Annotated in this window: 6 protein-coding genes; 2 read left to right on the forward strand and 4 right to left on the reverse strand. The window is 46.3% G+C overall.

All coding sequences use genetic code 11. From position 1 onward, the window contains the following. On the forward strand, window positions 1-19,299 hold a 19,299-nt coding region (locus tag AB4585_RS10445), incomplete at its 5' end, for a tandem-95 repeat protein (protein ID WP_372169767.1). A 209-nt stretch (window positions 19,300-19,508) separates the two neighbouring features. Beyond that, window positions 19,509-19,862 carry a hypothetical protein gene (locus AB4585_RS10450; RefSeq protein ID WP_017072193.1) on the forward strand — a complete coding sequence of 118 codons (354 nt, stop codon included), beginning with the start codon at window positions 19,509-19,511 and terminating at the stop codon, window positions 19,860-19,862. Between the two features lie 187 nt (window positions 19,863-20,049). Here AB4585_RS10450 and AB4585_RS10455 read toward each other — a convergent pair whose 3' ends face one another. The 4 genes from AB4585_RS10455 to AB4585_RS10470 all read right to left on the reverse strand — a co-directional run bounded on the left by AB4585_RS10455 (window position 20,050) and on the right by AB4585_RS10470 (window position 25,116). Next, window positions 20,050-20,946, reverse strand: coding sequence for an RNA polymerase sigma factor RpoD/SigA (locus AB4585_RS10455; protein ID WP_229647550.1), 897 nt, complete (start codon window positions 20,944-20,946; stop codon window positions 20,050-20,052). 414 nt (window positions 20,947-21,360) lie between these two features. Next, a complete protein-coding gene (locus tag AB4585_RS10460) occupies window positions 21,361-21,693 on the reverse strand; it encodes an Hpt domain-containing protein (RefSeq protein WP_017060508.1) in 333 nt (110 codons plus the stop codon). Continuing rightward, complete coding sequence (locus AB4585_RS10465) at window positions 21,687-23,276, reverse strand: response regulator (protein ID WP_017064673.1); 1,590 nt, start codon at window positions 23,274-23,276, stop codon at window positions 21,687-21,689. Before AB4585_RS10465 ends, AB4585_RS10460 begins: the two co-directional genes overlap by 7 nt. Before the next feature lie 289 nt (window positions 23,277-23,565). Continuing rightward, window positions 23,566-25,116 carry a DHA2 family efflux MFS transporter permease subunit gene (locus AB4585_RS10470; protein ID WP_372169769.1) on the reverse strand — a complete coding sequence of 517 codons (1,551 nt, stop codon included), beginning with the start codon at window positions 25,114-25,116 and terminating at the stop codon, window positions 23,566-23,568. Window position 25,117: the final 1 nt, after the last annotated feature.

A 25,117-nucleotide genomic window follows, 5' to 3' on the forward strand; every position in this document is an offset into this window, starting at 1 on the left:
TACGATGGCGGTGACGGTATTCTTACCGACAACGGTAATGGCACATACACCTTTGCGCCAAATGAAAACTTCAATGGTGACGTAAACTTCGGCTTCGATGTGTCAGATGGCACCGATACGGTATCAGCAAACATCGACGTGAGCGTAACTGCCGTTGATGATGCGCCAGTGTCTGGCGACCTAGCGTACTCAATCGACGAAGACGGTTCTATCCGTTTAAGCCAAGAGCAATTGCTATCGCAAGCGTCAGATGTTGAAGGCGATGACCTGACAGCTAGCGACCTTACGGTTGGTGGAGATGCAACGGTTGTAGCTAATGATGACGGCAGCTTCACGATTACGCCAGATGAGAACTTCAACGGTGACATCGATATCAGCTTTGATATCTCAGATGGCACTAACACAGTTCAAGCTTCGGCTGACCTTACAGTTAATCCTGTAAATGATTTACCAGTCCCTCAAGACCAACAGTTCAGTATTGCAGAAGACGGTACTTTACTGTTCACAGACGCGGACCTGCTTACAGGCGCGACAGACGTTGAAGGTGATAACCTGACGGTTGAAGGTATCACTTATGAAGGCACTGATGGCGTACTGACTGACTTAGGTGAGGGCTCATATAGCTTTGCGCCAAACGAAAACTTCAATGGTGATGTGAGCTTTAGCTTCGATGTGTCGGACGGTACCGATACGGTGTCTGCAAACATTGATGTTAGCGTGACTCCTGAGAACGATCCGCCTGTTGCGGGCTCAACGTCCTACACGGTCAATGAAGATAATTCGATTACCATTTCTGATGCACAACTATTGGCAACATCTTCAGATATTGAAGGTGATGTATCGATAGACAGCGTGACTTACTCTGGTAGCGACGGTGTCCTTGAAATCAATGGTAACGGCACTTACACCTTCTCGCCAAATGAGAACTTCAGCGGTGAAATTGCACTGGATGTGGTTGTTGCTGATGAAGATGGTGCGACCGACTCAACGACCGCGGGCATCAATGTTCTTGAAGTGAACGATCCGCCGGTTGCAGGCCCTACGTCTTACACCATTGATGAAGACTCAGTACTTACCTTCAGTGAGTCTCAAGTGTTGCTTAACGCCTCAGATGTAGAAGGGGATGTTGAGCTTGTTGGTATTAGCTACGATGGCCCTGAGGGTATCTTCTCAGTAAATGGTGACGGCACTTGCAGCTTCGCTCCAAATGAGAACTTTAATGGCCAAGTTCAGCTTGATGTCACCATTCGTGATGAAGATGGTGCAGAAGTGGAAACCGTCATCAATGTTGACGTATTACCAATCAATGATGCGCCAGTGTCTGGTGATTTGGCTTACACCGTTAACGAAGATGGTTCAATCACACTGAGCCAAGATCAGCTGTTGTCTCAAGCGTCCGATGTAGAAGGCGAAGATCTAACCGCAAGTGACTTAACAGTTGGTGGTGATGCGACGGTTGTAGCTAACGATGACGGCAGTTTCACCATCACACCAGATGCGAACTTCAATGGTGACATTGATATTCAATTCAACATCACTGACGGTACTGACACGGTTCAAGCAACCGCCGATCTTACTGTTAACCCAGTTAATGACTTGCCGGTTCCTCAAGACCAACAATTCAGTATCGCAGAAGACGGTACGCTTCAATTTACAGACGCCGACTTACTTACCGGTGCCACCGATATTGATGGCGACGACTTAACCGTTGAAGGTATTAGCTATACAGGTGGTGATGGCGTACTGACCGACCACGGTGATGGTACTTATACCTTTGCGCCAAACGAGAACTTCAATGGCGATGTGAACTTCAGTTTCGATGTGTCTGATGGCACAGAAACAGTCAGCGCTAACATTGATGTGAGTGTGACTCCTGAGAACGATCCGCCAGTTGCGGGTTCAACCTCATACATGGTCAATGAAGACAATGCCATCACAATTTCTGATGAACAGTTGCTAGCTAACTCTTCGGATATTGAAGGTGCGGTGTCGGTTGATACTGTGACTTACAGTGGCACTGATGGTGTGTTCCAAGATAACGGCGATGGCAGCTATACCTTCCTTCCTAATGAAAACTTCAGCGGTGATATCAGCCTTGATGTGATTGTTGCAGATGAAGAAGGTGCAATTGATGAAACCACAGCAGGTATTACCGTTCTTGAAGTGAACGATCCACCAGTTGCGGGTCCAACGTCATACACCATTGACGAAGATTCGGTTCTGACGTTCAGTGAATCTCAGATTCTTGTGAATGCTTCGGATATCGAAGGCGATGTAGAACTTGTTGGCATTAACTACGATGGCTCTGACGGTATCTTCACTGTAAATGGTGATGGAACATGCAGCTTTGCACCCAACGAAAACTTCAATGGTCAGGTTCAACTGGGTGTGACCATTCAAGATGAAGATGGCGCAACGGTTGAAACACACATTAACGTTGATGTATTGCCAATCAATGATGCGCCAGTATCGGGCGATTTGGCTTACACCATCAATGAAGATAGCTCCATCACGCTAAGCCAAGAGCAATTGCTAGCAAGAGCAGGTGATATCGATAGCGACAACTTAGAAGCTATCAACCTATCTACTGATGAAAATGCGACCATCCAACACAATGATGATGGCAGCTACACCATCACACCGAACGCAGATTACAACGGTGACCTAGATCTGAACTTCGATATCATCGATAACGATGGTGGTTCAGTTCAAGTTGGCCTAGACATTACCGTGAATCCGGTTAATGACTTGCCACAAGCGCAAGATCAACAGTTCACGATTGAAGAAGACGGTACGTTACTCTTCACCGATGCTGACCTGCTTGTAGGCGCGTCGGATGTTGATGGTGACGAGCTGTCGATTGAAAACGTGCTCTACACTGGTGCAGATGGTGTTCTTAGCGATAATGGCGACGGCACATATAGCTTTGCTCCAAACGAGAACTTCAATGGTGATGTTCAATTCTCATTCGATGTCTCTGACGGTACTGATTCAACATCAGCTGTTATTGATGTCAGCGTAACGCCTGAGAATGACCCACCAGTAGCGGGCTCAACATCGTACACAGTTCAAGAAGATGGCCAAATCACGATCAGTGATGAGCAATTATTGGCAAACTCTTCCGATGTAGAAGGTGATGTTTCACTGTCTGGAGTATCGTACTCCGGTGATGACGGCTCTTTTGTTGATAATGGCAATGGTACTTACACCTTTACGCCAAATGAAAACTTCGATGGTGATATTTCACTAGACGTTGTTGTCGTTGACGAAGACGGTGCAACCGCAACCACAACCGCTGGCATCGATGTTATCGCTGTGAATGACGGACCTGAAACTTCGGGCATTCAGGCTGAAGTCGATGAAGATAATTCAATCACCATTACTCAAGAGCAGTTACTCGCTAATGCGACCGATGTTGAAGGTGATGAGTTAACGGCATCTAACCTACAAACCAACGATCCAGATGCGACAATTGTTACTAATGACGATGGTTCATTCACTATTACGCACACAGAAAACTTCAATGGCGAGTTGGACTTCACATACAGCATCAGTGATGGTGAGAATGAAGTTCTGACGACACTCGACTTGACGGTTAACCCTGTCAACGATGCGCCAGAAGCGGGCGATGAAATCTTCATCCAAGCGCAAGAAGACCAAACAGTTGGTGTGACACTTCGTGAAGAACCAGCACTACGTTTAGACCAAGCGCCAGAAAACGGCATCATTGAAGCAAATGTTAATGACGAATGGGTGGTACTGGAAGTAGGACAAGAAGTTCCTGCAGATACCGAAGTGCGCTTTGTTCCAAGTGAAGATGCTCTTGCTGAAGGTACACACACCACACAAATCGGTACGTTTGACGATAACGCGAGTGTGGATGATTGGGGTACAGAAGTTGACCCTTATACGCGTGAGTTCTCAGATGGTGACTTAACGGTAACTGTTCAAAGTAACGATGACCCTCTTGGTGCCTGGAATGGCAACACCCACATTGGTCATGGTATCGGTGATACTGACCGCCAAGGCTTAAGTGGTGATGAGAAACTGACGGTTTCAGTTGAAGGTCAAGACATCAATGAAATCAGTTTCCACCTAGATGGTTTGGGTGGCTGGTTCATGGAAGAGTCTCGTCACTTTACAGAAGTAGAAATCAAAGCGTTCAATGAGGATGGCGACCTAATTGACTCGATGACTTACCACAAAGAAGACCGTGGTACTTTCGAGACAGATTACACGCTAACGGTTGATCAACCAGTGTCCTACTTTGAGCTCGGTACCGTGCAAGGTAATGGTACTTACGTCGTTCAAAACATGACAGTGTCACAAACTTGTCATGATGAAGCGGTGTTTACATCGATTGGTGTAGATGGCTCAGAGATTACTGAAACGGTTGAGTTGAATATCCATGCGGGTGACAACGAAATCGAGTTAACGGCTGATCTTCCGAATATTACTGTCGATACCGATGGTTCTGCCCAGTTTGCTTCGGTTGTGATTACCGAAGAGCAACTACTGGCGCAAGCATCTGATATTGATGGCGACGACCTTGATATTGAAAATCTAGAGCTAGTGGGTGAAAACTCAGAGCATGCAACACTCACCGATAATGGTGATGGCACTTGGACGGTAACACCGGATGAAAACTTCCATGGTGAAATCGAACTTGGTTACCAAGTTACCGATGGTGAGCTGACAGACAGCAATATCATCAATATCAATTTCGAATCAGTAAATGATGCGCCAATCGTTTCTGGCCCGATTGTTCTATCGACAGATGAAGATGAAGGTATCACGTTCAGTGCAGATGACTTGCTAGCGAACACCACAGATGTGGAAGGCGATACGCTGTCTATTTCTGACATCACTTACGGTGGTGATAACGGTGAGCTAGTTGATAACGGCGATGGTACGTTTACCTTCATGCCGAATGAAAACTTCAATGGTGAAATCGACATCGACTACAAGGTGTTTGATGGAACTGATGAAGTTGCAACGCATCTAGACCTAACGGTCGTACCAGTCAATGATGTGCCGGTTCCGGGTGAACCATTGCACACCCAAATGCTTGAAAACGGCTCCATGATCATCGAAGCGAAAGACCTATTGTCTGGTGCTACCGATGTTGATGGCGACATTCTTCATGTCGAAAACCTATTACTTGCAGACCAAACGCAAGGTACGTTAACGGATAACGGTGATAATACCTTTACCTTCGAACCTGCAGAAGACTTCTACGGTGAAGTGAATCTGACTTTCGATATCAGTGATGGCCAAGCAAGCGCACCAAGTACAGCAAGAGTTGACGTTGAAATTGTCAATGAAGGCCCAGAGGTTGGTGGTCCAATTGAAGCCGCTGTTGATGAAGATGGTTCAATCACTATCACTCAAGAGGATCTGTTAGCGAATGCGACGGATGTCGATGGCGACAACCTTGAAGCCGTTAACTTAGCGACCAACGATCCAAATGCGGTTGTTGTAGAAAACCCAGACGGTAGCTTCACTATTACACCAAGTGCAGATTTCTTTGGTGAGATTGAGTTTACTTATGATGTCACTGACGCGATCGAAACTGTTGCGGCTGACCTCAACCTAACCGTAAACCCTATCAACGATGCTCCAGACGTGCCTGACATGTCTTTCACTACGGAAGACGGTCAAGCGATTACCATTACCGAAGCTGAACTATTAGCACAAGCGACAGACATTGAAGGCGACGAACTGTCAGTTGTGAATGTGACGAGTGCAAGCGACACGGTAGAAGTCACAGACAATGGCGATGGAACATACACATTAACACCAGAGCAGGGCTTCTTCGGTAACGTTGACTTAGCGTTTGATGTGAGCGATGGCACTGATGTGGTTGCCGCAAACATCGACCTAAAAGTTGAGTTCGTCAACGATGCGCCAGAAGCGACGCCAATGGTGGCAGATGTCGACGAAGATGGTTCAATCCTCGTTACACAAGAAATGTTGTTGGAGAACGCGAGCGACCAAGATGACGATGAGTTGTTTGCAAGCGCGCTTGAAACTAACGATCCAAATGCCAGCATTGTAGACAATGGTGATGGCACGTACACAGTGACACCTTCAGAGAACTTCAATGGCGATATTGCATTCACTTATGAGGTGAGCGACGGTGAGCTGAGCACGTCTAATGATATGACATTGACCGTTAATCCGGTGAATGACATTCCAATTGTTGCTCCAGGAATGTACCACATCGAAGAGGATGGCAGCATCCTGTTCACTCAAGAAGATCTATTGAGTGGTGCAATTGATATTGATGGCGACGACCTAAGCGTTACCAGCATCAATTACTCTGGTGATGAAGGCACAGTAACCGACAACGGCGATGGCACGTTCAGCTTCGTTCCTGAAGAGCACTTCAGTGGTGATCTGCAGTTCAGCTTTACTGTGACAGACGGTACGGATGAAGTTGAACAAGACATTAATGTTCACATTGAAGCAGTTGCTGATGCGCCTGACTTAGTTATCACGGATGGTGATGGTGTTAACGTCGACGACCAGGCGATTTTGGTTGAGCCAGGCGGTATTGTTGAACTGAACATTGCTGCGGCACTTGTCGACCAAGACTTGTCTGAAACACTCACTGTTACAGTAGATGGTGTGCCAGAAGGTTCGGTTATTCAATACGATAACGAAGGCGTTCTGAATGACCAAGAGAACGGTATCACCAGTTACAACGACACTGAAATCACAGTAACGTTTGAAGGTGAGACGGCTGGCTACCAAAACGCTGCGGGTTACTACAAAGTAGACGAAGACGGCAACATCACAGGTGTTGAAGTTGTTTACGAAAACGCATCACAAGTTGGTGGTGGCGGCGACCTTGTTCCAGGGCAAGATCAATTCAGCTTCCAAGTCGAGGAAGGTGAGAGCTTTAACCTGTTCTTAATTCCAAACGGACATCAGCACAACGACTTTGATGCGATGCAAGACGGTCAGTACGAGTTCCGTGCTGAGGATGGTTCGCCTGCGAACATGGATACGGTTGATCCTCAACTTGTCTTTGTGGCTGCTGATGGAACCGAGACAGTGATTCAAGGCCAGAATGGTGACGCGATCTTCCATGGTGGTTCAAGCTCTCAGCTAAACCAAGATGGTATCGAACATACTCGTACTACGGTTAATGAAGACGGCGAGCTGGTTTACGGATTTGAAGATTTGTATGGCGGCGGAGATGCTGACTATTCTGACTTCAACTTCACAATCGATGTCGGTGAAGTGAACAGCCAAATCTACAGCGGTGAAGTAACGGTTGGCCCTGATGGTACGGTGAACTTACCAACAACGGCTATCGAAAATGCTTTACAAATCCAGTTACCAGAAGACTTCAATGAGCAGCTTGAAGTTCATGTAACCGCAACTGCGACAGAGTTATCGAATGATGATTCTGAAACGGTTTCCCAAACCATTTACATTAACGCGACAGGCGCACACATTGAGCATGCACCTGAAGCACTTCCTGTTGCAGCAACAGTGGAAGAAGATGGTTCTATCATCATTACGCAAGAAGACTTGTTAGCTAATGCTCGCGATTTAGACGGCGACCAACTCACAGCGCTTAACTTAGCGACTGATGACGACAGCGTTACGATTACCGATAACGGTGATGGTACGTACACATTAACGCCAGATGCTGATTTCAATGGCGATGTGAGCTTTACGTTTGATGTGTCTGATGGTGATGATGTTGTCTCTACCAACCTTGAGTTAACAGTTTCACCAGTAAATGACGGTCCAGAAGCACAAGACCACGCATTCACAGTCGGCGAAGATGGCGTGTTAACGTTCAATGACCAAGACCTATTAACAGGTGCAACGGACATTGAAGGGGACGACCTAAGTGTTGAAGGTGTAACTTACACTGGCGCAGATGGTGTCCTAACCGACAATGGCGATGGCACATACAGCTTCGCGCCAAACGAAAACTTCAATGGCGATGTCAACTTCTCGTTCAATGTATCAGATGGTACCGATACGGTAACCGCTAACATTGATGTGAACGTGACGCCAGAGAACGATCCACCGGTTGCGGGTAGCACGTCTTACACGGTTCATGAAGACAACTCTATTACGATCAGTAACGAACAATTGCTAGCGAACTCTTCGGATATCGAAGGCGAAGTCGCAATTGATAACGTGACTTACAGTGGTAGCGACGGTGTTCTGGAAATCAACGGTGACGGCACATATACCTTCTCTCCAAACGAGAACTTCAATGGCGAAGTTAGCCTAGATGTTGTCGTGACGGATGAAGATGGAGCGACTGAAGCAACAACGGCGGGTATAACTGTCCTTGAGGTGAACGATCCGCCAGTTGCTGGCCCAACGTCATACACCATCGATGAAGATTCAGTACTGACTTTTAATGAGTCTCAAGTTCTGCTGAACGCTTCTGATATTGAAGGTGATGTTGAGCTTGTTGAGATCAATTACGATGGCCCAGACGGTATCTTCTCTATCAATGGTGACGGTACATGTAGTTTCGCTCCGAATGAAAACTTCAACGGCCAAGTGCAATTGGATGTGACCATTCAAGATGAAGACGGCGCTCAAGTTGATACTCATATTACGGTTGATGTCCTACCAATCAATGATGTTCCAGTATCAGGAGACTTGGCATACAGCGTAGAGGAAGACGGTTCGATTACCTTGAGCCAAGAGCAGCTTCTTTCTCAAGCAAGCGATGTAGATGGCGACGACCTGACTGCTTCTAACTTAATTGTTGATGGAGATGCGACGGTTGTTGCTAACGATGATGGTAGCTTTACCATTACGCCAGATGCAAACTTCAATGGTGACATTGACCTAACGTTCGACATTAGCGACGGTACAGATACGCTGGTTGCGACGGCTGACCTCACCGTTAATCCAGTTAATGACCTTCCACAACCACAAGATCAAACGTTCAGCATTGGCGAAGACGGCTTCTTGAACTTCACAGATGAAGACTTGCTAACAGGTGCTACCGATATCGATGGGGATGACCTATCGGTTGAAGGTGTGACTTACACTGGCGCCGACGGTGTTCTTACTGACAATGGCGACGGAAGCTACAGCTTTGCGCCAAACGAGAACTTCAATGGTGATGTGAACTTCAGTTTTGATGTGTCAGATGGCACGGATACCGTTCAGGCCAACATTGATGTCAGCGTGACACCAGAGAACGATCCGCCTGTTGCGGGTAGCACGTCTTACACAGTTCATGAAGACAACTCAATTACCATCAGCGATGAGCAGCTTCTAGCTAACTCTTCGGATATTGAAGGTGATGTTGCCGTTGATAGCGTGACTTACTCTGGCACAGACGGCGTCTTTGAAGACAATGGTGACGGTACTTACACCTTCTCACCAAACGAAAACTTCAACGGCGAAGTTAGCCTTGATGTTGTCGTTACCGATGAAGAGGGTGCAACTGAATCGACCACAGCGGGTATTACTGTACTTGAGGTGAACGATCCACCAATCGCAGGTTCAACCAGCTACTCAGTCAACGAGGACGAAGTTATCACCATCAGTTCAGAGCAACTGTTGGCGAACGCTTTTGATATCGAAGGTGAAGTGGCGATTGATAGCGTTAACTACACAGGCTCAGACGGTATCTTTACCGACAATGGTGACGGAACATTCAGCTTCGCACCAAACGCTAACTTCGATGGCGATGTAAGCCTTGATGTTGTCGTTACTGACGAAGAAGGCGCAACCGTAGCGACCAACGCAAGCATTGATGTTCTGCCTGTTAATGATGCTCCGGTATCGGGCGACTTGGCGTACAGCGTGGACGAAGATGGTTCAATTACCCTGAGCCAAGAGCAATTACTTGCTCAAGCGAGTGATGTGGATGGCGATGACTTAACAGCGGCTAACCTGACCGTTGGTGGTGATGCGACAGTTACTGCAAACGATGATGGTAGTTTCACTATCACGCCAGATGCTAACTTCAATGGCGACATTGATTTGAACTTCGACATTACCGATGGTGATGCGACGCTTCAAGCAACAGCTGACCTAACGGTTAACCCAGTTAATGACTTGCCAACAGTCGGTGAGCCACAATTTGTGACTCAAGAAGACACCAGCTTTACCTTCACAGAAGAGCAACTGCTGCAAAATGCGGGCGACATTGATGGCGATAACCTATCGGTTGAAAATGTGGCTTCAGATAGCGGTACTTTGGTTGATAACGGCGACGGTACTTACACATTCGCACCGAATGAAAACTTCGACGGCAATGTAAATGTGACGTTCGACGTGAATGACGGTACAGCGATAGTACCAGCAGAAGCGACAATTGATGTTCAATCTGTGGTTGATATGCCAGAGCTGTCGATTGCGTCTGACCTAGTGATTGCGTCAGACAACTTCGAGTCTGGCTCAAACGGTTGGAATACCGGTACTGAAAGCTCACAAGGCTTCGAATCAGGTGACATGCTAGGTCGTATTGGTGGCACTGGTGGCGATGAAGCAGTCAGTAAAACTTACGACATTCCAAGTGATGTGAGCGAAGTTAATATCTCGTTCAGCTTCTACGAAATTGATTCTTGGGATGGTGAGTCATTCCAAATCTTTGTCGGCGGCGAAGAGCTTACTTCGTTAGACAACTCGGCATTCCAAACTCAAGATGGCACGACAACGTTGTACGATTCAGCGGGCAATGAAGTGGGTGAAGTCGTTCACGGCGTGTCGCAAGGTGAAGGCTTCAGTGGTTGGAACGACCAAGCACACCAAATCAACCTAACAGTACCAGTCGAAGATGGCCAACTTGAGTTAGGCTTCGGTTCAACCTTGAACCAAGGTGTGAGTGATGAGTCGTTTGGCATCGATAACATTGAAATCACAGTGTCTGATGCGGATTACCAAATTATTGGTACCGAAGATACGCCAGTACCACTGGATATTGATGCGGCGTTAACCGATACCGATGGCTCAGAAAACCTTGCTATCTTGATTGAAGACGTGCCAGAAGGCAGCTCGCTTTCTGCAGGTACCGATAATGGTGATGGCACATGGTCATTGCAACCAGGTGAGCTAGAAGGGCTAGAGTTTATCCCTTCAGGTGACTTCAATGGTGATGTGGTTCTAACCGTGAATGCGACATCGACTGATGTTGATACGGGCACCACCGCAACGGCAACGCAAGATGTGACGATTCATATCTCGCCAGCGAATGATGCTCCAGAAGTTGATGGTGATATCAGTGCCGTTACAGCCGAAGACAACAGCATCACGCTAACTCAAGAACAGTTGCTAGAGCATGCTGTCGACATTGATGGGGATGACCTATCAGCAATCAACCTAACCACCAATGATGAAAATGCGACCGTTGAAATGAACGACGATGGCAGTTTCACCATTACACCGAGTGAAAACTTCAACGGTAATATCGAATTTAGTTACGATGTCACCGATGGGGAAGAGATGGTCGCTGCTGGCCTAGACTTGACGGTAACACCAGTCAATGACGCGCCAGAGCCACAAGACCAAGCATTCACTATTGGTGAAGATGGGGTTCTTAACTTCACTGACGCTGACCTGTTAACAGGTGCAACGGATGTTGAAGGTGATGACCTGACGGTAGAAGGTGTGACATACACGGGTGCTGATGGCGTTCTTACTGATAATGGCGACGGAAGCTACAGCTTTGCGCCAAACGAGAACTTCAATGGTGATGTGAACTTCAGCTTTGATGTGTCAGATGGCACGGATACGGTTCAAGCGAACATCGATGTGAGCGTGACGCCTGAGAACGATCCACCAGTGGCGGGTAGCACGTCTTACACTGTGCATGAAGACAACTCAATCACGATCAGTAACGAACAGCTATTAGCCAACTCTTCAGATATTGAAGGTGAGGTTGCGATTGATAGCGTGACTTACACTGGCAGTGACGGTGTGTTCGAAGACAACGGTGACGGCACTTACACCTTCTCGCCAAACGAGAACTTCAATGGTGATGTGAGCTTAGCGGTTGTTGTTACCGATGAAGAAGGGGCAACAGAAGCGACCACCGCGGGAATCACCGTACTTGAGGTGAACGATCCGCCAATCGCAGGCTCAACCAGTTACTCAGTCAACGAAGATGAAGTTATCACCATCAGTGCAGAGCAACTGTTGGCGAACTCTTCTGATATTGAAGGTGAAGTGGCGATTGATAGTGTTACTTACACAGGCGCTGACGGTATCTTTACTGACAACGGCAACGGCACATTCAGCTTTGCACCGAACGCAAACTTCGATGGCGATGTTAGCCTCGATGTAGTGGTGACAGATGAAGACGGTGCGACAGTAGCCACCAGCGCAAGTATTGATGTTCTTCCAATTAATGATCCACCAGTATCGGGTGACTTGGCATACAGCATTGATGAAGATGGTTCGATTACTCTGACTCAAGAGCAGTTGCTGTCTCAAGCATCTGATGTGGATGGCGATGACCTGACCGCAAGCAACCTAAGCGCAGGCGATAATGCAACTGTTGTTGATAATGGCGATGGCACCTTTACGGTAACGCCAGATGCTAACTTCAATGGCGATATCGACCTAAGCTTTGATATTTCAGACGGCACTGAGTCAATTGTGGCGAACGCCGATCTGACGGTAAACCCAGTCAATGACTTGCCAACGACATCTGATGTTTACGCGAACGTTGATGAAGATCATGTCATCACTATCACGCAGGAGCAGCTACTTGCGAATGCCGCTGATATTGAGGGCGACGACCTTGTCGCTTCCGACTTAACCTTAGTGGGTGACGATGCAACGATTGTCGACAATGGCGATGGCACGTTCTCAATCACTCCAAGCGAAAACTTCAATGGCTACATCGATGTTGCCTACAGCATCAGCGATGGCGACACTCCAATTGCCGCTAACTTAGGCTTAACCGTTGACCCAGTGAACGACGCACCGATTGTTTCTGCTGATGTGGCGATAACCATTGAAGAAGATGGTTCATACACCATTACTCAAGAAGAGCTCCTACAATTCGCGACTGACATCGAAGACGATGACATGACCGCAATTATTGGAGAACAGGGCGATGAAACAACCGTAACCGGTACAGTGTTGGACGCTGAAACCAGTAATCCAGTGTCTGGTGCAGAAGTCACCCTGACCGACAGCGCTGGCAATAGCTACACCACAGTAACGGATGATTCAGGTAATTACTCTGTTACAGGTTCAGTCGTTGACCAAGGCACGGTAACCATTGAACAAGAAGGCTCTATTACTAGCAGCTTCCTAGTTCCAGCAGGCGAAGATACCAACGGTGGTGTAACCGCTATATCCGAAGTACTTGAAGAAACAGATATGCGTATCGTGGTCACATGGGGCGACAGTCCACGTGATATGGATAACCACTTATGGCTTTACGATACAGAGAATGGCAATGAGCTAGACCATATTTACTATCGCGACATGAGCCATGATCTTGGTGAAGGTAACGTTGTTCAGCAAGATGTAGATGACACAAATGGTGGCGGCCCTGAAACCATCACCATTCCAAACTACCAAGATGCGGACATGCACTATTCAGTACACAACTACACCAGCAGAAGTTGGGATGTAGATGGTGTTGAAGATGTACAAGTTCAGGTGTTTGTAGGCGATACATTGGTTGAAACCTTCAGCCCAGATTTATCTGATAACCCATCAGGTGACCATTGGCATGTATTTGATATCGTGAATGGCGTTATTGTTCCAAGCCAAGATGTAGGCAGCGAGAATGCGTTTGATTTACCAACGGCAGAAGAAGCGCTTGCGAATGAAAACGGCATTGATATCTCTGAATTGCTAACTGGCGATGAAGGTGATGACTCTGGTGATACGGGTGGAAACGAACCAAGTGTTGGAGATGTTTCCATTGAGAACGCTCTTATCACTGACAATGGTGATGGAACTTACACCATTACACCGGAAGAGAACTTCAATGGTGAATTCTCGATTAGCTACAACGTAGACGATGGCAACGGTGGGGTTACTCCAGCGGAACTAGACGTGACTGTAACAGCAGTTAACGACCTTTCTGTAATTTACGACCACGACTACACCATTAATGAAGATGGTTCGCTGACCTTTACCGATGAACAGCTACTGACTGGTGCAACGGATATTGACGGCGATGATCTTTCTGTCGAGTCGGTTAATTACGAAGGTACAGACGGTGTGTTCACGGATAACGGCGACGGTACTTATACCTTTGCTCCAAACGAGAACTTCAATGGTAATGTCGACCTAACTTACGATGTGAGTGATGGTACAGATGTTGTATCGGCGAATATTGATGTTCAAGTGGTTCCAATCAACGACGTACCGGTAGCGGGTTCTACGACTTACAGTGTTGAAGAAGACGGCAGTATCACCCTAAGCGATGCACAACTTCTAGCGAATAGCTCGGATGTTGAAGGGGAAGTGTTTGTCAGCGATGTAAGCTACAGCGGCACTGATGGTGTATTCACTGATAATGGTGATGGTACTTACACCTTTGCTCCAAACGAAAACTTTAACGGTGACATCAGTCTTGATGTCTCTGTAATGGATGAAGATGGCGCAACCGCTGAAACAACCGCAGGTATCGACGTTATTGCCGTTAATGACTTGCCAGTTGCAGGTTCAACGACCTACAGCGTTGACGAAGATAACGTGATTACCATCTCTGAAGCACAGCTTCTTGCGAACAGCTCAGACATTGAAGGTGATGTATCCGTTAGCGACGTTTCCTACTCAGGTGCAGACGGTATCTTCACTGACAATGGCGATGGTACTTACAGCTTCGCACCAAATGAAAACTTCAACGGCAATGTCAGCCTAGATGTCACCGTTGCAGATGAAGACGGTGCAACCGCTCAAACGACTGCGGGTATTGATGTTATCGCAGTCAACGACGCACCAGTATCGGGTGACTTGGCTTACTCAGTGGATGAAGATGGTTCAATCACGCTAAGCCAAGAGCAACTACTTGCTCAAGCATCGGATGTGGACGGCGATGATCTTACCGCTGCCAACCTAACCGCCGGTGATAACGCGACCGTTACGGCAAACGATGATGGTTCATTTACCATTACCCCGGATGCTGACTTTAATGGCGATATTGACCTAAGCTTCGACCTTTCTGATGGTACTGAAACGGTTGTTGCAACGGCTGACCTTACTGTGAATCCAGTGAATGACATCGCAGTTGTAGAAGATGTCGCTTACACCATTGAAGAAGACGGTTCGCTTACCTTTACGGACGAGCAACTGCTAGCAGGTGCTTCTGATATTGATGGTGATGAGCTTTCAGTTGCCGACGTGTCTTACACTGGCGCAGAGGGTGTGTTTACCGACAATGGCGATGGAACCTACACCTTTGCACCGAACGAGAACTTCAACGGTGACGTAAGCCTAGACTTCTCAGTATCTGACGGTACAGAGACGGTCGATGCTAACATTGACGTAACGGTAACAGACGTTAACGATGCACCAGTGGCAGGCGCAACGTCTTACCAAATGAACGAAGATGGCACCATCACATTGAGCCCTGAGCAGTTGATTGCTAATAGCTCCGATGTGGACGGTGAAGTGTCGCTTGATAGCGTGAGCTACTCAGGTGCAGACGGTATCTTGGTTCAAAATGAAGATGGGTCGGTAACGTTCGCACCAAACGAAAACTTTAACGGCGACATCAACCTTGATGTGACGGTTATTGATGACGACGGTGCAACGGCTCAGACTACCGCTGGTATTGAAGTTATTGCAGTTAACGACGCACCAGTGACCGGAAACGTGGCTTACTCGGTTGATGAAGACGGTTCAATTACGCTATCTCAAGAGCAGTTGCTGGCTAACGCATCCGATGTTGATGGTGATGCACTAACCGCAAGCAACCTATCTGCAGGTGACAATGCGACCGTAACAGCGAACGAAGATGGTTCATTTACTATCACTCCGGATGCTGATTTCAACGGTGACATTGATTTGAGCTTCGATGTGTCAGATGGCCTTGAAACTGTTCAAGCTGGAGTCGACCTAACGGTTAACCCAGTCAATGACCTACCAACAGCAGAAGACCAAAACTTTACTGTTGAGGAAGATGGAACGCTAATCTTCACGGATGCAGACCTACTAGCAGGTGCTGCAGACATTGACGGCGATGACTTGTCTATCGTTGACGTGTCTTACACGGGCGCAGAAGGTGTGTTCACTGATAACGGTGACGGCACTTATAGCTTTGCTCCGAACGAGAACTTCAATGGCGATGTCAACCTAGGCTTCACAGTGACTGATGGCACTGAGACAGTCGATGCCAATATTGGTGTGACGGTAACGGATGTTAACGATGCGCCGGTAGCGGGTTCTACGTCTTACCAAATGAACGAAGATGGCACCATCACAATCAGTCCTGAGCAGTTAATTGCTAATAGCTCTGACGTTGATGGTGAAGTGTCACTTGAAAGCGTGACTTACTCAGGCTCTGACGGCACCTTGGTTCAAAACGATAATGGGTCTGTGACCTTCACGCCAAACGAGAACTTTAATGGTGATATCAGCCTAGATGTGGTCGTGACCGATGATGACGGTGCAACGGCAACAACAACGGCAGGTATCGAAGTTCTGGCTGTGAACGATGGACCTGAATCTGAGGATGTGAAACTAACCACAGCCGAAGACAGCACCATTCTTATCACACAAGACATGTTGTTAGCTCAAGCTACCGACATCGATAACACCGCAGACGAGCTGTCGGCTTCTGGTCTACAAATCGACCCTAGCTTGGGTGAGTTGCTAGATAACGAAGATGGTACTTGGTCATTTACACCAAACGAAAACTTCAATGGCGATGTGCCAATGACGTTTAACGTTAGCGATGGCCAAGAGACAATTTCAGTCGACGGCAACATCGATGTTACGCCAGTGAATGATGCACCTGAAGCGCCAACCATTGAGATGCAAGGCGAAGAAGATGTGGTCATGGTGATTGACCCTGCTTACATCGCGGGTCAAGTGACAGACCTTGATGGCGACGAGATCAGCATTGAGAGCATCACAGTACGAGCACCAGCGAATGCGACCTTAACTCAGCAACCAGACGGCATGTATCACTTAGTGACTACTCAAGACTTTAATGGCTTAGTAGAACTCGGTTATCAAGCTACTGACGGTGAAGAAGTGGTTGATGGCTCGCTGAATGTGGATGTCATTCCGGTTAACGACGCACCATTCAATGTCGGCAACGCAATGATGACCACAGACGAAGATGGCGCGTTCACCTTCGATGCTGGCGACTTGATGAACTTGTTCGGTGACATTGATACCGCAGACCTTGTTGTTTCTCGCATTATCACCGCAGACGGTGAAGATGGCGGAGAAGTTACAGACAACGGTGATGGTACTTGGACATTCACACCAACAGGCGACTTTGCGGGTGTTTCTGACCTACAAGTTGTCGTGAGTGACGGTGAGTTCGAAACGGTTCTCGATGTTCCTGTGTACGTACGTCCTGTCGCAGATGGCGCGGTTATTTCAACTGACCATGACGGTCCATTAGTCTTCGGCGAAGATGAAACGGGTCACTTGGGACTGAACGTTGGCCTAGTCGATGATTCAGAAACACTAAGTAACTTGGTGATGACAGGTTTCCCTGTTGGATTCGAGGTAACAGATGGTGTGAATACCGTGATGATCACCGAGCCGGGTCAATACATCGACCTGTTCGACTGGGATATCTCAAACATTCAAATGACGCCGCCTGAAGACTTCCATGGTGAGTTCTTCGTAACCGTAAGCGCAACAACGGTTGATTACGGAGATGAGCCGGAAGCGTTTGATGATGGTATCGATTCAGGTGATTTCGAAACTGTGGCGGGTGATTCCATCATCCTAACGGCGGACGACCTAATTGGTTTGGCTGAGAATGTGGATGCAGACAGCGATGATGAAGTGAAACTGGTTCATCTTGCCGACCGCAGCCAAGGTGAGATTGTCGATAATGGCGATGGCACTTGGACGTTCACACCAGCACCAGGCTTCACGGGCGAAGCAGACATTGCGTACGTAGTTGATAAAGATGGCGTGCTTCATGATGAGCAAACTGGCGTAGTCGTGAAAGAAGGCGACTTGCAAGAGAATGCAGCACCAGAAGTTAACAGCATCACAACGACGGAAATCGCAGCGGATGCCACCTTGTCGTTCACTGATGAAGACATGTTAGCGAATCTGAGCGATGCAGAAGGCGACAGCTTGAGCATTGAGTCAGTAAGCTTGATGGAAGGTCAGGGCGTAATTGAGAGCGATAACCAAGGTAACTATCAATTCACTCCTGCTGAAGACTACACCGGCGATGTTCAAGTTGGGTTTATAGCGACCGATGGCGAAAATCGCATCGAAAGCTTCTTCAATGTGGATATCCAAAGTGGCGATGAAGCAGCGGCGAGCGAAGGTTATACCTTAGCTGATGATGGTTCACTAACTATCACGGATGCACAGCTGGTGGATGAGTTAGGCGTCAGTGATTCTGCACAAGTTGTTGATGTTGCAGACGCGAACGATGCTGGCTTCTTTGCCGAATCAGGTGAAGGTGAGTGGACTTACTGGCCGAACGAAGACTTCGATGGCAATTTAGCGATGAATGTTGAAGTTAACGACGGCGGTGAAGTATCAAGTCACAGCTTAAGCATCCAAGTTGAAGATGATTCAGTACAAAGTGATGAACCACAAGTCCAAGCTGCTCAAGCAACAGAAGAGCAACAAGTGGAAGTGGCTCAACAAGCTGATGACCAAGCTCAAGATGCTGAAACTGAAGGCAGCACAGCAGATGTAACCGCGGCACCGGGCGATACCATCTCTATCTCGATTCCAGATGAGGTGAGTGGTAACGAATCGGTTGATTACGCTGATATGTCTGGCTTACCTGAGGGCGCTACTGTGAACAACGCACTGGATAACGGTGATGGTAGCTTCACAATCAGTGGCAACCTAGAGCAGCCTGTATCCGTTGAACTTCCAGAAGGTTATGAAGGTACTAGCGAGATCCAATTCCAAGGTTACGACGAATTGGGTAGTTCAATAGACGGTGCTAGCGGTTCTGTTGAGGTTGAGGTCGATGATCAATACACCATGCAAGGTTCTACTCAAGAGCAGCAACCAGACATGGCGGGTATGGAATCTGGAGGCAGCGACTGGACAAGTTCAGGTGGTCAAGATCAAGGTGTTGACTTCACGGATGACTCTGGAAGCTTTGATTCAGATTCTCAAACTGGAACCGATCAAGGCAACGACTTCGACCAAAGCTCGATTTAATCGAGAGAGCTTAGTTTTAGTCTAAACCGACATTTAGTCTAAGCCAACAAGGAGATAGGGCAGCGTAAAGTTGCCCTCATTAAAGCCATGTAGAGTTATTGATACATGGCTTTTTTTAATTTTTTTGTTGTTTGTTTCGATAAATAAACTTGAGAACAGGTAAATATGTCCTTAATTATGAGAAGGGTCAGTTAGACAGGAGTGAGGGCATGTATCGTTATGTCAGTTCACCGCAAGCGTCGAAGTACATAGTGCCACCACCTCAACATCGAGAGTTGTCGAGTGTGGATGTGCCTGAGTCCGAATTAGAGATGCGAGAAATATTGAATAATTGGTTTGCTGATGGTTTAGCGCCCATTATTGAAAGTGAAGATGACTACATCTCTGCGAGCGATCACGTTCGATTTGAAAAGCTTAGCCGCACCGTTGGGATGTTGTTGAGAAACAAAGATTATTATTTTGCGGCTAAACGGATTTTATCAGTGTGGGAACAAGATTGTCTTGAAACCACTTATATCAATTATCTCATTTTGCGCAGTGAGCGAGTCACTTCTTTAAGGTAAGTTAATGGTGTGGCATTTGTCATTTTTCATTAGGCATTAGGGATTAGCGACTTAGGGTTCGTGTGCTTACGATCTTTTTATTTTTCTAACGAATCAGCAAACAAAAAGGGCAAGCTTGGAGGCTCACCCTAAAGGTCTTTGTTTTGGCTTAACGTTATTTTCAACTAATTCTCAACTGGGTTACGACTTACACCCAACCATCAAATTTGAGTCGTTTTTGAATTCTTTCGACCGCTTCTTTCTGCATTTGTCTAACACGTTCATTAGAAACATTCACATCCAACATTTGTCCGACCTCAGACAGCGTTTTCACCTTGTTATCAAAGAAACCAAAACGGTGGATGAGCACCTTTTGTAATTTTGGAGGAAGTGTATAGATGATTTGTTCTAGAGCTTGGGTAAAGGATTGATCCTCACAATCTTGTTGAGGGTCTGGGATATATTCACTTTCGCATTGATCAAGCACCATAGGCGCATGGCTAGTTCCAACCGTTGTCGTCACGTCAATAAACCCGCTTAACGCCACCAGTTGATCGACGCGTTCGGCCTTTACACCTGAACTGTCTGATAGCTCAGAAATTGAAACCTCTTTACTCATTTTTTTGCTTGCATCGAGCTTTTTTGAGGCGAGGCTGTTTATTTCTTTACACACGTGGGCTGGCAATCGAACGGTTCGACCCGTGTTCATGAGTGCGGCTTCAATGTTTTCGCGGATCCACCAAACAGCATAGGTTGAAAAACGATAGCCTGGTTCTGGATCGTATTTGTCGATGGCCTTAATCAAGCCAATGTTGCCTTCCTCGATCAGGTCGAGCAGGGTGAAATTATTGCCTTTACGTTTTAGGTAACTCTTTGCGATTTTCACAACAAGGCGCAGGTTTGATTCGATCATTACATCACGCGCTTTTTTCTCACCCGCGCGATTCAATTTTGCGTAATACACCTCATCTTCACGCGACAGCAGATCAATGCCAACAATATCTTTCAGATAATGAGCATAAGGGTCTGCACTGGTAGAAAATGATTCGGTAATGGGTGTTTCATCCGTGAGCCCCTGAAACGCAGCAAAACTATCGTTGTTCATTTCCTTGTCCTTATCTAGCCGACTGAACGTTTTAGTTTTTTTTATTATGCCACCAAGTGATTAACGCTTGGTTTCATTAGAGTGTAGATAACAATTTCTTCTTTACCAATAAATAAAATGCAATTTCGTATGTTTATGTCACAAAAAGATCTACAAATATTTAACTATTTTGCATCTCATCAAGTGTGTTGGTTTTTCGTTTAAAACATTAAGACGGATAGTTTATAAAGCATGTGTTATACATCGGTTTATCTAGATAAATGACGTGAATTTATAGGTGTGGGTTAGAACTATAATTGAGAGGAGAAATGATGAGAAAAATGTTAAGAGTCGAGGTTCAATGTTTCCAAGCACCTCAACTCTTTTAGCTGTGTCGGCTGTTAAGTATCGCCATGCACGTTTTAATTCTATCGACTAATAAGTGCTAAGAACCTCATCGATTTGCTGATTAATGATCTTCATTTCGCTGTAGATAACCGAAAGATCATCATCTTGCGGCGCAAGCTTATTGAGTGTGTTTTGTTCTACTCTTTCCAATGCAACTGTGGCCGTTTCTTCACCAAAGCTGGCTAAAATGCCTTTTAGGGTGTGCACGGTAAAATGAAGCTTGCCCCAATCTTGTTGTTGAACCAACTCTTCGATCTCTTGTAGCGAATTGCCATGGTCTTCTTGATATGTAGACAAAACGGCGTAAATGACGTCTCTGTCATTGTCTAAATAGGCGTTTAAAGCATCAAAGTCTAGCATGTGGACTCCTGTCGGCTGAATGTTGAAAATGGGCTAGGCGGCTTAGTGGAAAAACCATACCTTGATGAATCACTAATCCATTGATTCCATTTTGGAGGAAGTTCTAACTGTAAGATTTCTTCTAGATAGTCGTCGCTAAGTTTCTCATCTATATGAGCTTTATTGACGGCGTATATATAGTCAAGTTTGGCGGCAACTGAATATGGGTAACTGTGAATGTAGTCCTTTATTTCTTGGATCGAACCCAAATTTTCAATGTTTATACACGTTGAAGGGTCGACATTTTTGGACTCAAGTTGGTGATTTATGGCTTCTCCACGAGATTTGAGACATTCCACTGTTAAATGATAAAGAGAGTACTCACCAAAGTGGGCGAGCATGGGTAATAACTGAGTGAGCAAATAAGTCGGTTGGCTGTGGAAATTGTTCGCTAACAGTGTCGAAGCTCTAATCACTTTTTTGTGGGCAATCTGAGGGCTATTTTCGATGAGCAATATGCTGCTCTGAAATAGGGCAAGGCTGGCCAAAACTTGCTGCTGTTGTTTTACCGGAAGTTTCAGGTTTACCAACTCGGTGAATTGGTTGGCGTGCTCAAGCAAAATACGTTTGTACTTTAGTTGCGTCTCGCGCTGATACGTTGCTTTTAAGGAATTAAAGTGCGCACCAATGGAATGGATGACATCAATGTCAGCAGCTGAAATGTGGGTTGCATACATCTCACCTAACTTTATGATCATATGTGTGTTATCTGCGTTCTCAGCTAAGTCGATGGCCCTGATTGCACGATGGCTGATGCTGGGAGTCATCTCAAATGCACGAATCGCTAATTTAAGAGCAGGCAGCAGCATTTTATGTTTTTCATAGATACAGCTTAAGCAGTCAATCACGCTCAATGAGAGTGGCTGTGCTATTAGAAAATTGTGGAGCTTATCTATGGCTAAATTTGGCTTGCCTAAGCTGTCGAGAATCAGCGCCTCAGCCACCAATTTGGTTGGGTGCATGTTGGTTTTGGAGTTGTTAATGACGCTAGAGAGTAACTGCCATTTCTTACCTGCAATTAAATGTTCAATCAATGTCGCTTCGAACTGAACGCTAGTACCATTAGGGGAGATCGCCAAAGCTTGAGCTAATCTCTCTTGACTGGCAATGGGATACAAATCATTCAGTTGGGTGAGTTTCTTTGAAACGGACACGGCACTTTGGATCTTTTTACCCAACGTTTGAGTATTAATCGGTTTAGAAACGAAGTGGTGTGCTTCACCTGAAAGGGCGGTTAATACTGTTTCCTGACGCATATCCCCAGAGAGCAAGATTGTCGCCACAGTATGATCGATGAGGCGGTTTCGATACAGAATGCCCAACAGCTCAAAGCCAGTAAAAGACTGTTCTAAGTGGTAGTCAATGAGGAGTACATGAAAAGAGTGTGTCTCGACCGCTTTAATGGCTTTTCGATAGTCGGTCGCAATAAAAATACAGTCGCGCGAAACTCCCAAACTAGCCAGTTGCTGCTTAATAAGTATTGTTGCGCTTTTAGAGTCGTCGACGATCAAAATTCGAAGGTCTGTTGGTAAGGTCAAATCCATTTTCCTTAATACCAAATGTTATTTTTTAATTTAGGTGTCAAGTTGCACATTGTCAAGGTGCCTATATCACATACAAACACTCAATAAACTATTGGTAATTAAAGAGTATTAGATAACATTTATGAAAGCCTTCAAACGCAGGTGACTTTTACCTGATTTTAGTGGGGTTATACGTGTTTTAGAAATAAAAAAGAGGCAAGCCGATAAGCTCACCTATCTGTTTTATTGTTCGAGTTTTTATTCGAAATGTTGTTCTTTTCTTGAAGTTTTATTTACCGAAACTCTAGCGTTAATCACGCATGTTTAGAATCAATACTGCCGCTAGAGCCAAGAACGCCGTCATCATTAAGAACACATCGTTGTAAGCCATGATGGCTGCGTCACGTTGCATTGTGCCGAGCAAACTTGCTTGTGCTTGTTGCATCGCAGTTGCGGCATCACTTCCTGACTGAATGAAAAACGCTTGTTGTTGCTGAAGCGTCTGCCAACCAAGTTGACTCACTGAAGGTAGCGACTCCTTGATGTGTGCTAAGTGCTCACGGGTTTTGTTATCCAATAGCGTAGCGATAATCGCGATGCTGAAAGCGCCCCCTAAGTTCCGCATTACGTTGGTTAACGTTGATGCGTCTGGCGTGTCCATTTTGCTGATGTTCTTCATGGCAACCAAAGACAGCGGAACCATGATGAACGGACTACCAATAGCACGCAGAACCATAGATAAAATCAGCTGTTGCCCGCCAAAATCGATTGTCATGTGTGTATTTACGTAACAACTAAAACCGAACATCGCGAAGCCAAAGGTAACCAAGTACTTAGGCTTAATGATCTGTGTTAGCTTTGGCACAATTGGGAATATCAGAAGCTGTGGGAAACCCATCCACATTAGCACTTCACCAATTTCCATCGCGTTATATTGCTGAATTTGAGTGAGATACATCGGTAGAACATAGATAGAGCCGAGCAATGCCATTCCTAGAATCAAATAGGCGATACAAGACATCGCAAATTGCCCATCCCGCAATAGCCGCAGGTTAACCAATGGCTTCTTGTGTTGGAGTTCGTTTATCACGAAGTAAACCAAACTCACCGCCGACACGATACTCAAGCCAATAATAAAGCTCGAACTGAACCACTCTTCACGGTTACCTTCTTCTAACACCACTTCCAAACAACCTAGCCCTAATGCCATGGTGGCGATACCAAACCAATCGGCTTTTTTCAGCGTGCCAAGGTCGAGCTTTTCATCGTCCAAGCCATATCGGATCATGGTGATCACAAGCAAAGCTGGCGGAATATTGATGTAGAAAATATAGTGCCACGAGAAGTTCTCCGTCAGCCAGCCACCAAAGGTAGGGCCAATCGATGGAGCAAAGGTCGCGGTTACACCAAACAGTGCCATACCCACAGCACGCTTGTTGACCGGCAATAACTGAATCACCAGCGAGAAAGCAAGCGGGATTAGAGCACCACTACTGAAGCCTTGCATCGCGCGGAAAACGATCATCGAGGTCATGTTCCAAGAGAACGAACACAACAAAGATGAAATGGTGAAAATGGCTGTCGTCCACGTGATATAACGGCGTTTACCGAGCGCTTTAGAAAGCCAACCACTGAGTGGGATAGCGATCATCTCTGCGACTAGGTAAGACGTAGAGATCCACGAGCTTTCATCCAAGGTGGCTGATAGCGCACCTTGAATATCTTTGAGAGACGAGTTGGTGATCTGAATATCCAAGATCGCCATAAACGCGCCAATCAAGCCGCCAAATAGGGCGATCCAATGGCGTCTCGAAACCTCGTCATCATCATTTGTTTGGGTGACAACACCAGCGTTACTCATG

Source organism: Vibrio sp. 10N.222.49.C9 (assembly GCF_041474985.1).
Taxonomy (GTDB): domain Bacteria; phylum Pseudomonadota; class Gammaproteobacteria; order Enterobacterales; family Vibrionaceae; genus Vibrio; species Vibrio crassostreae_C.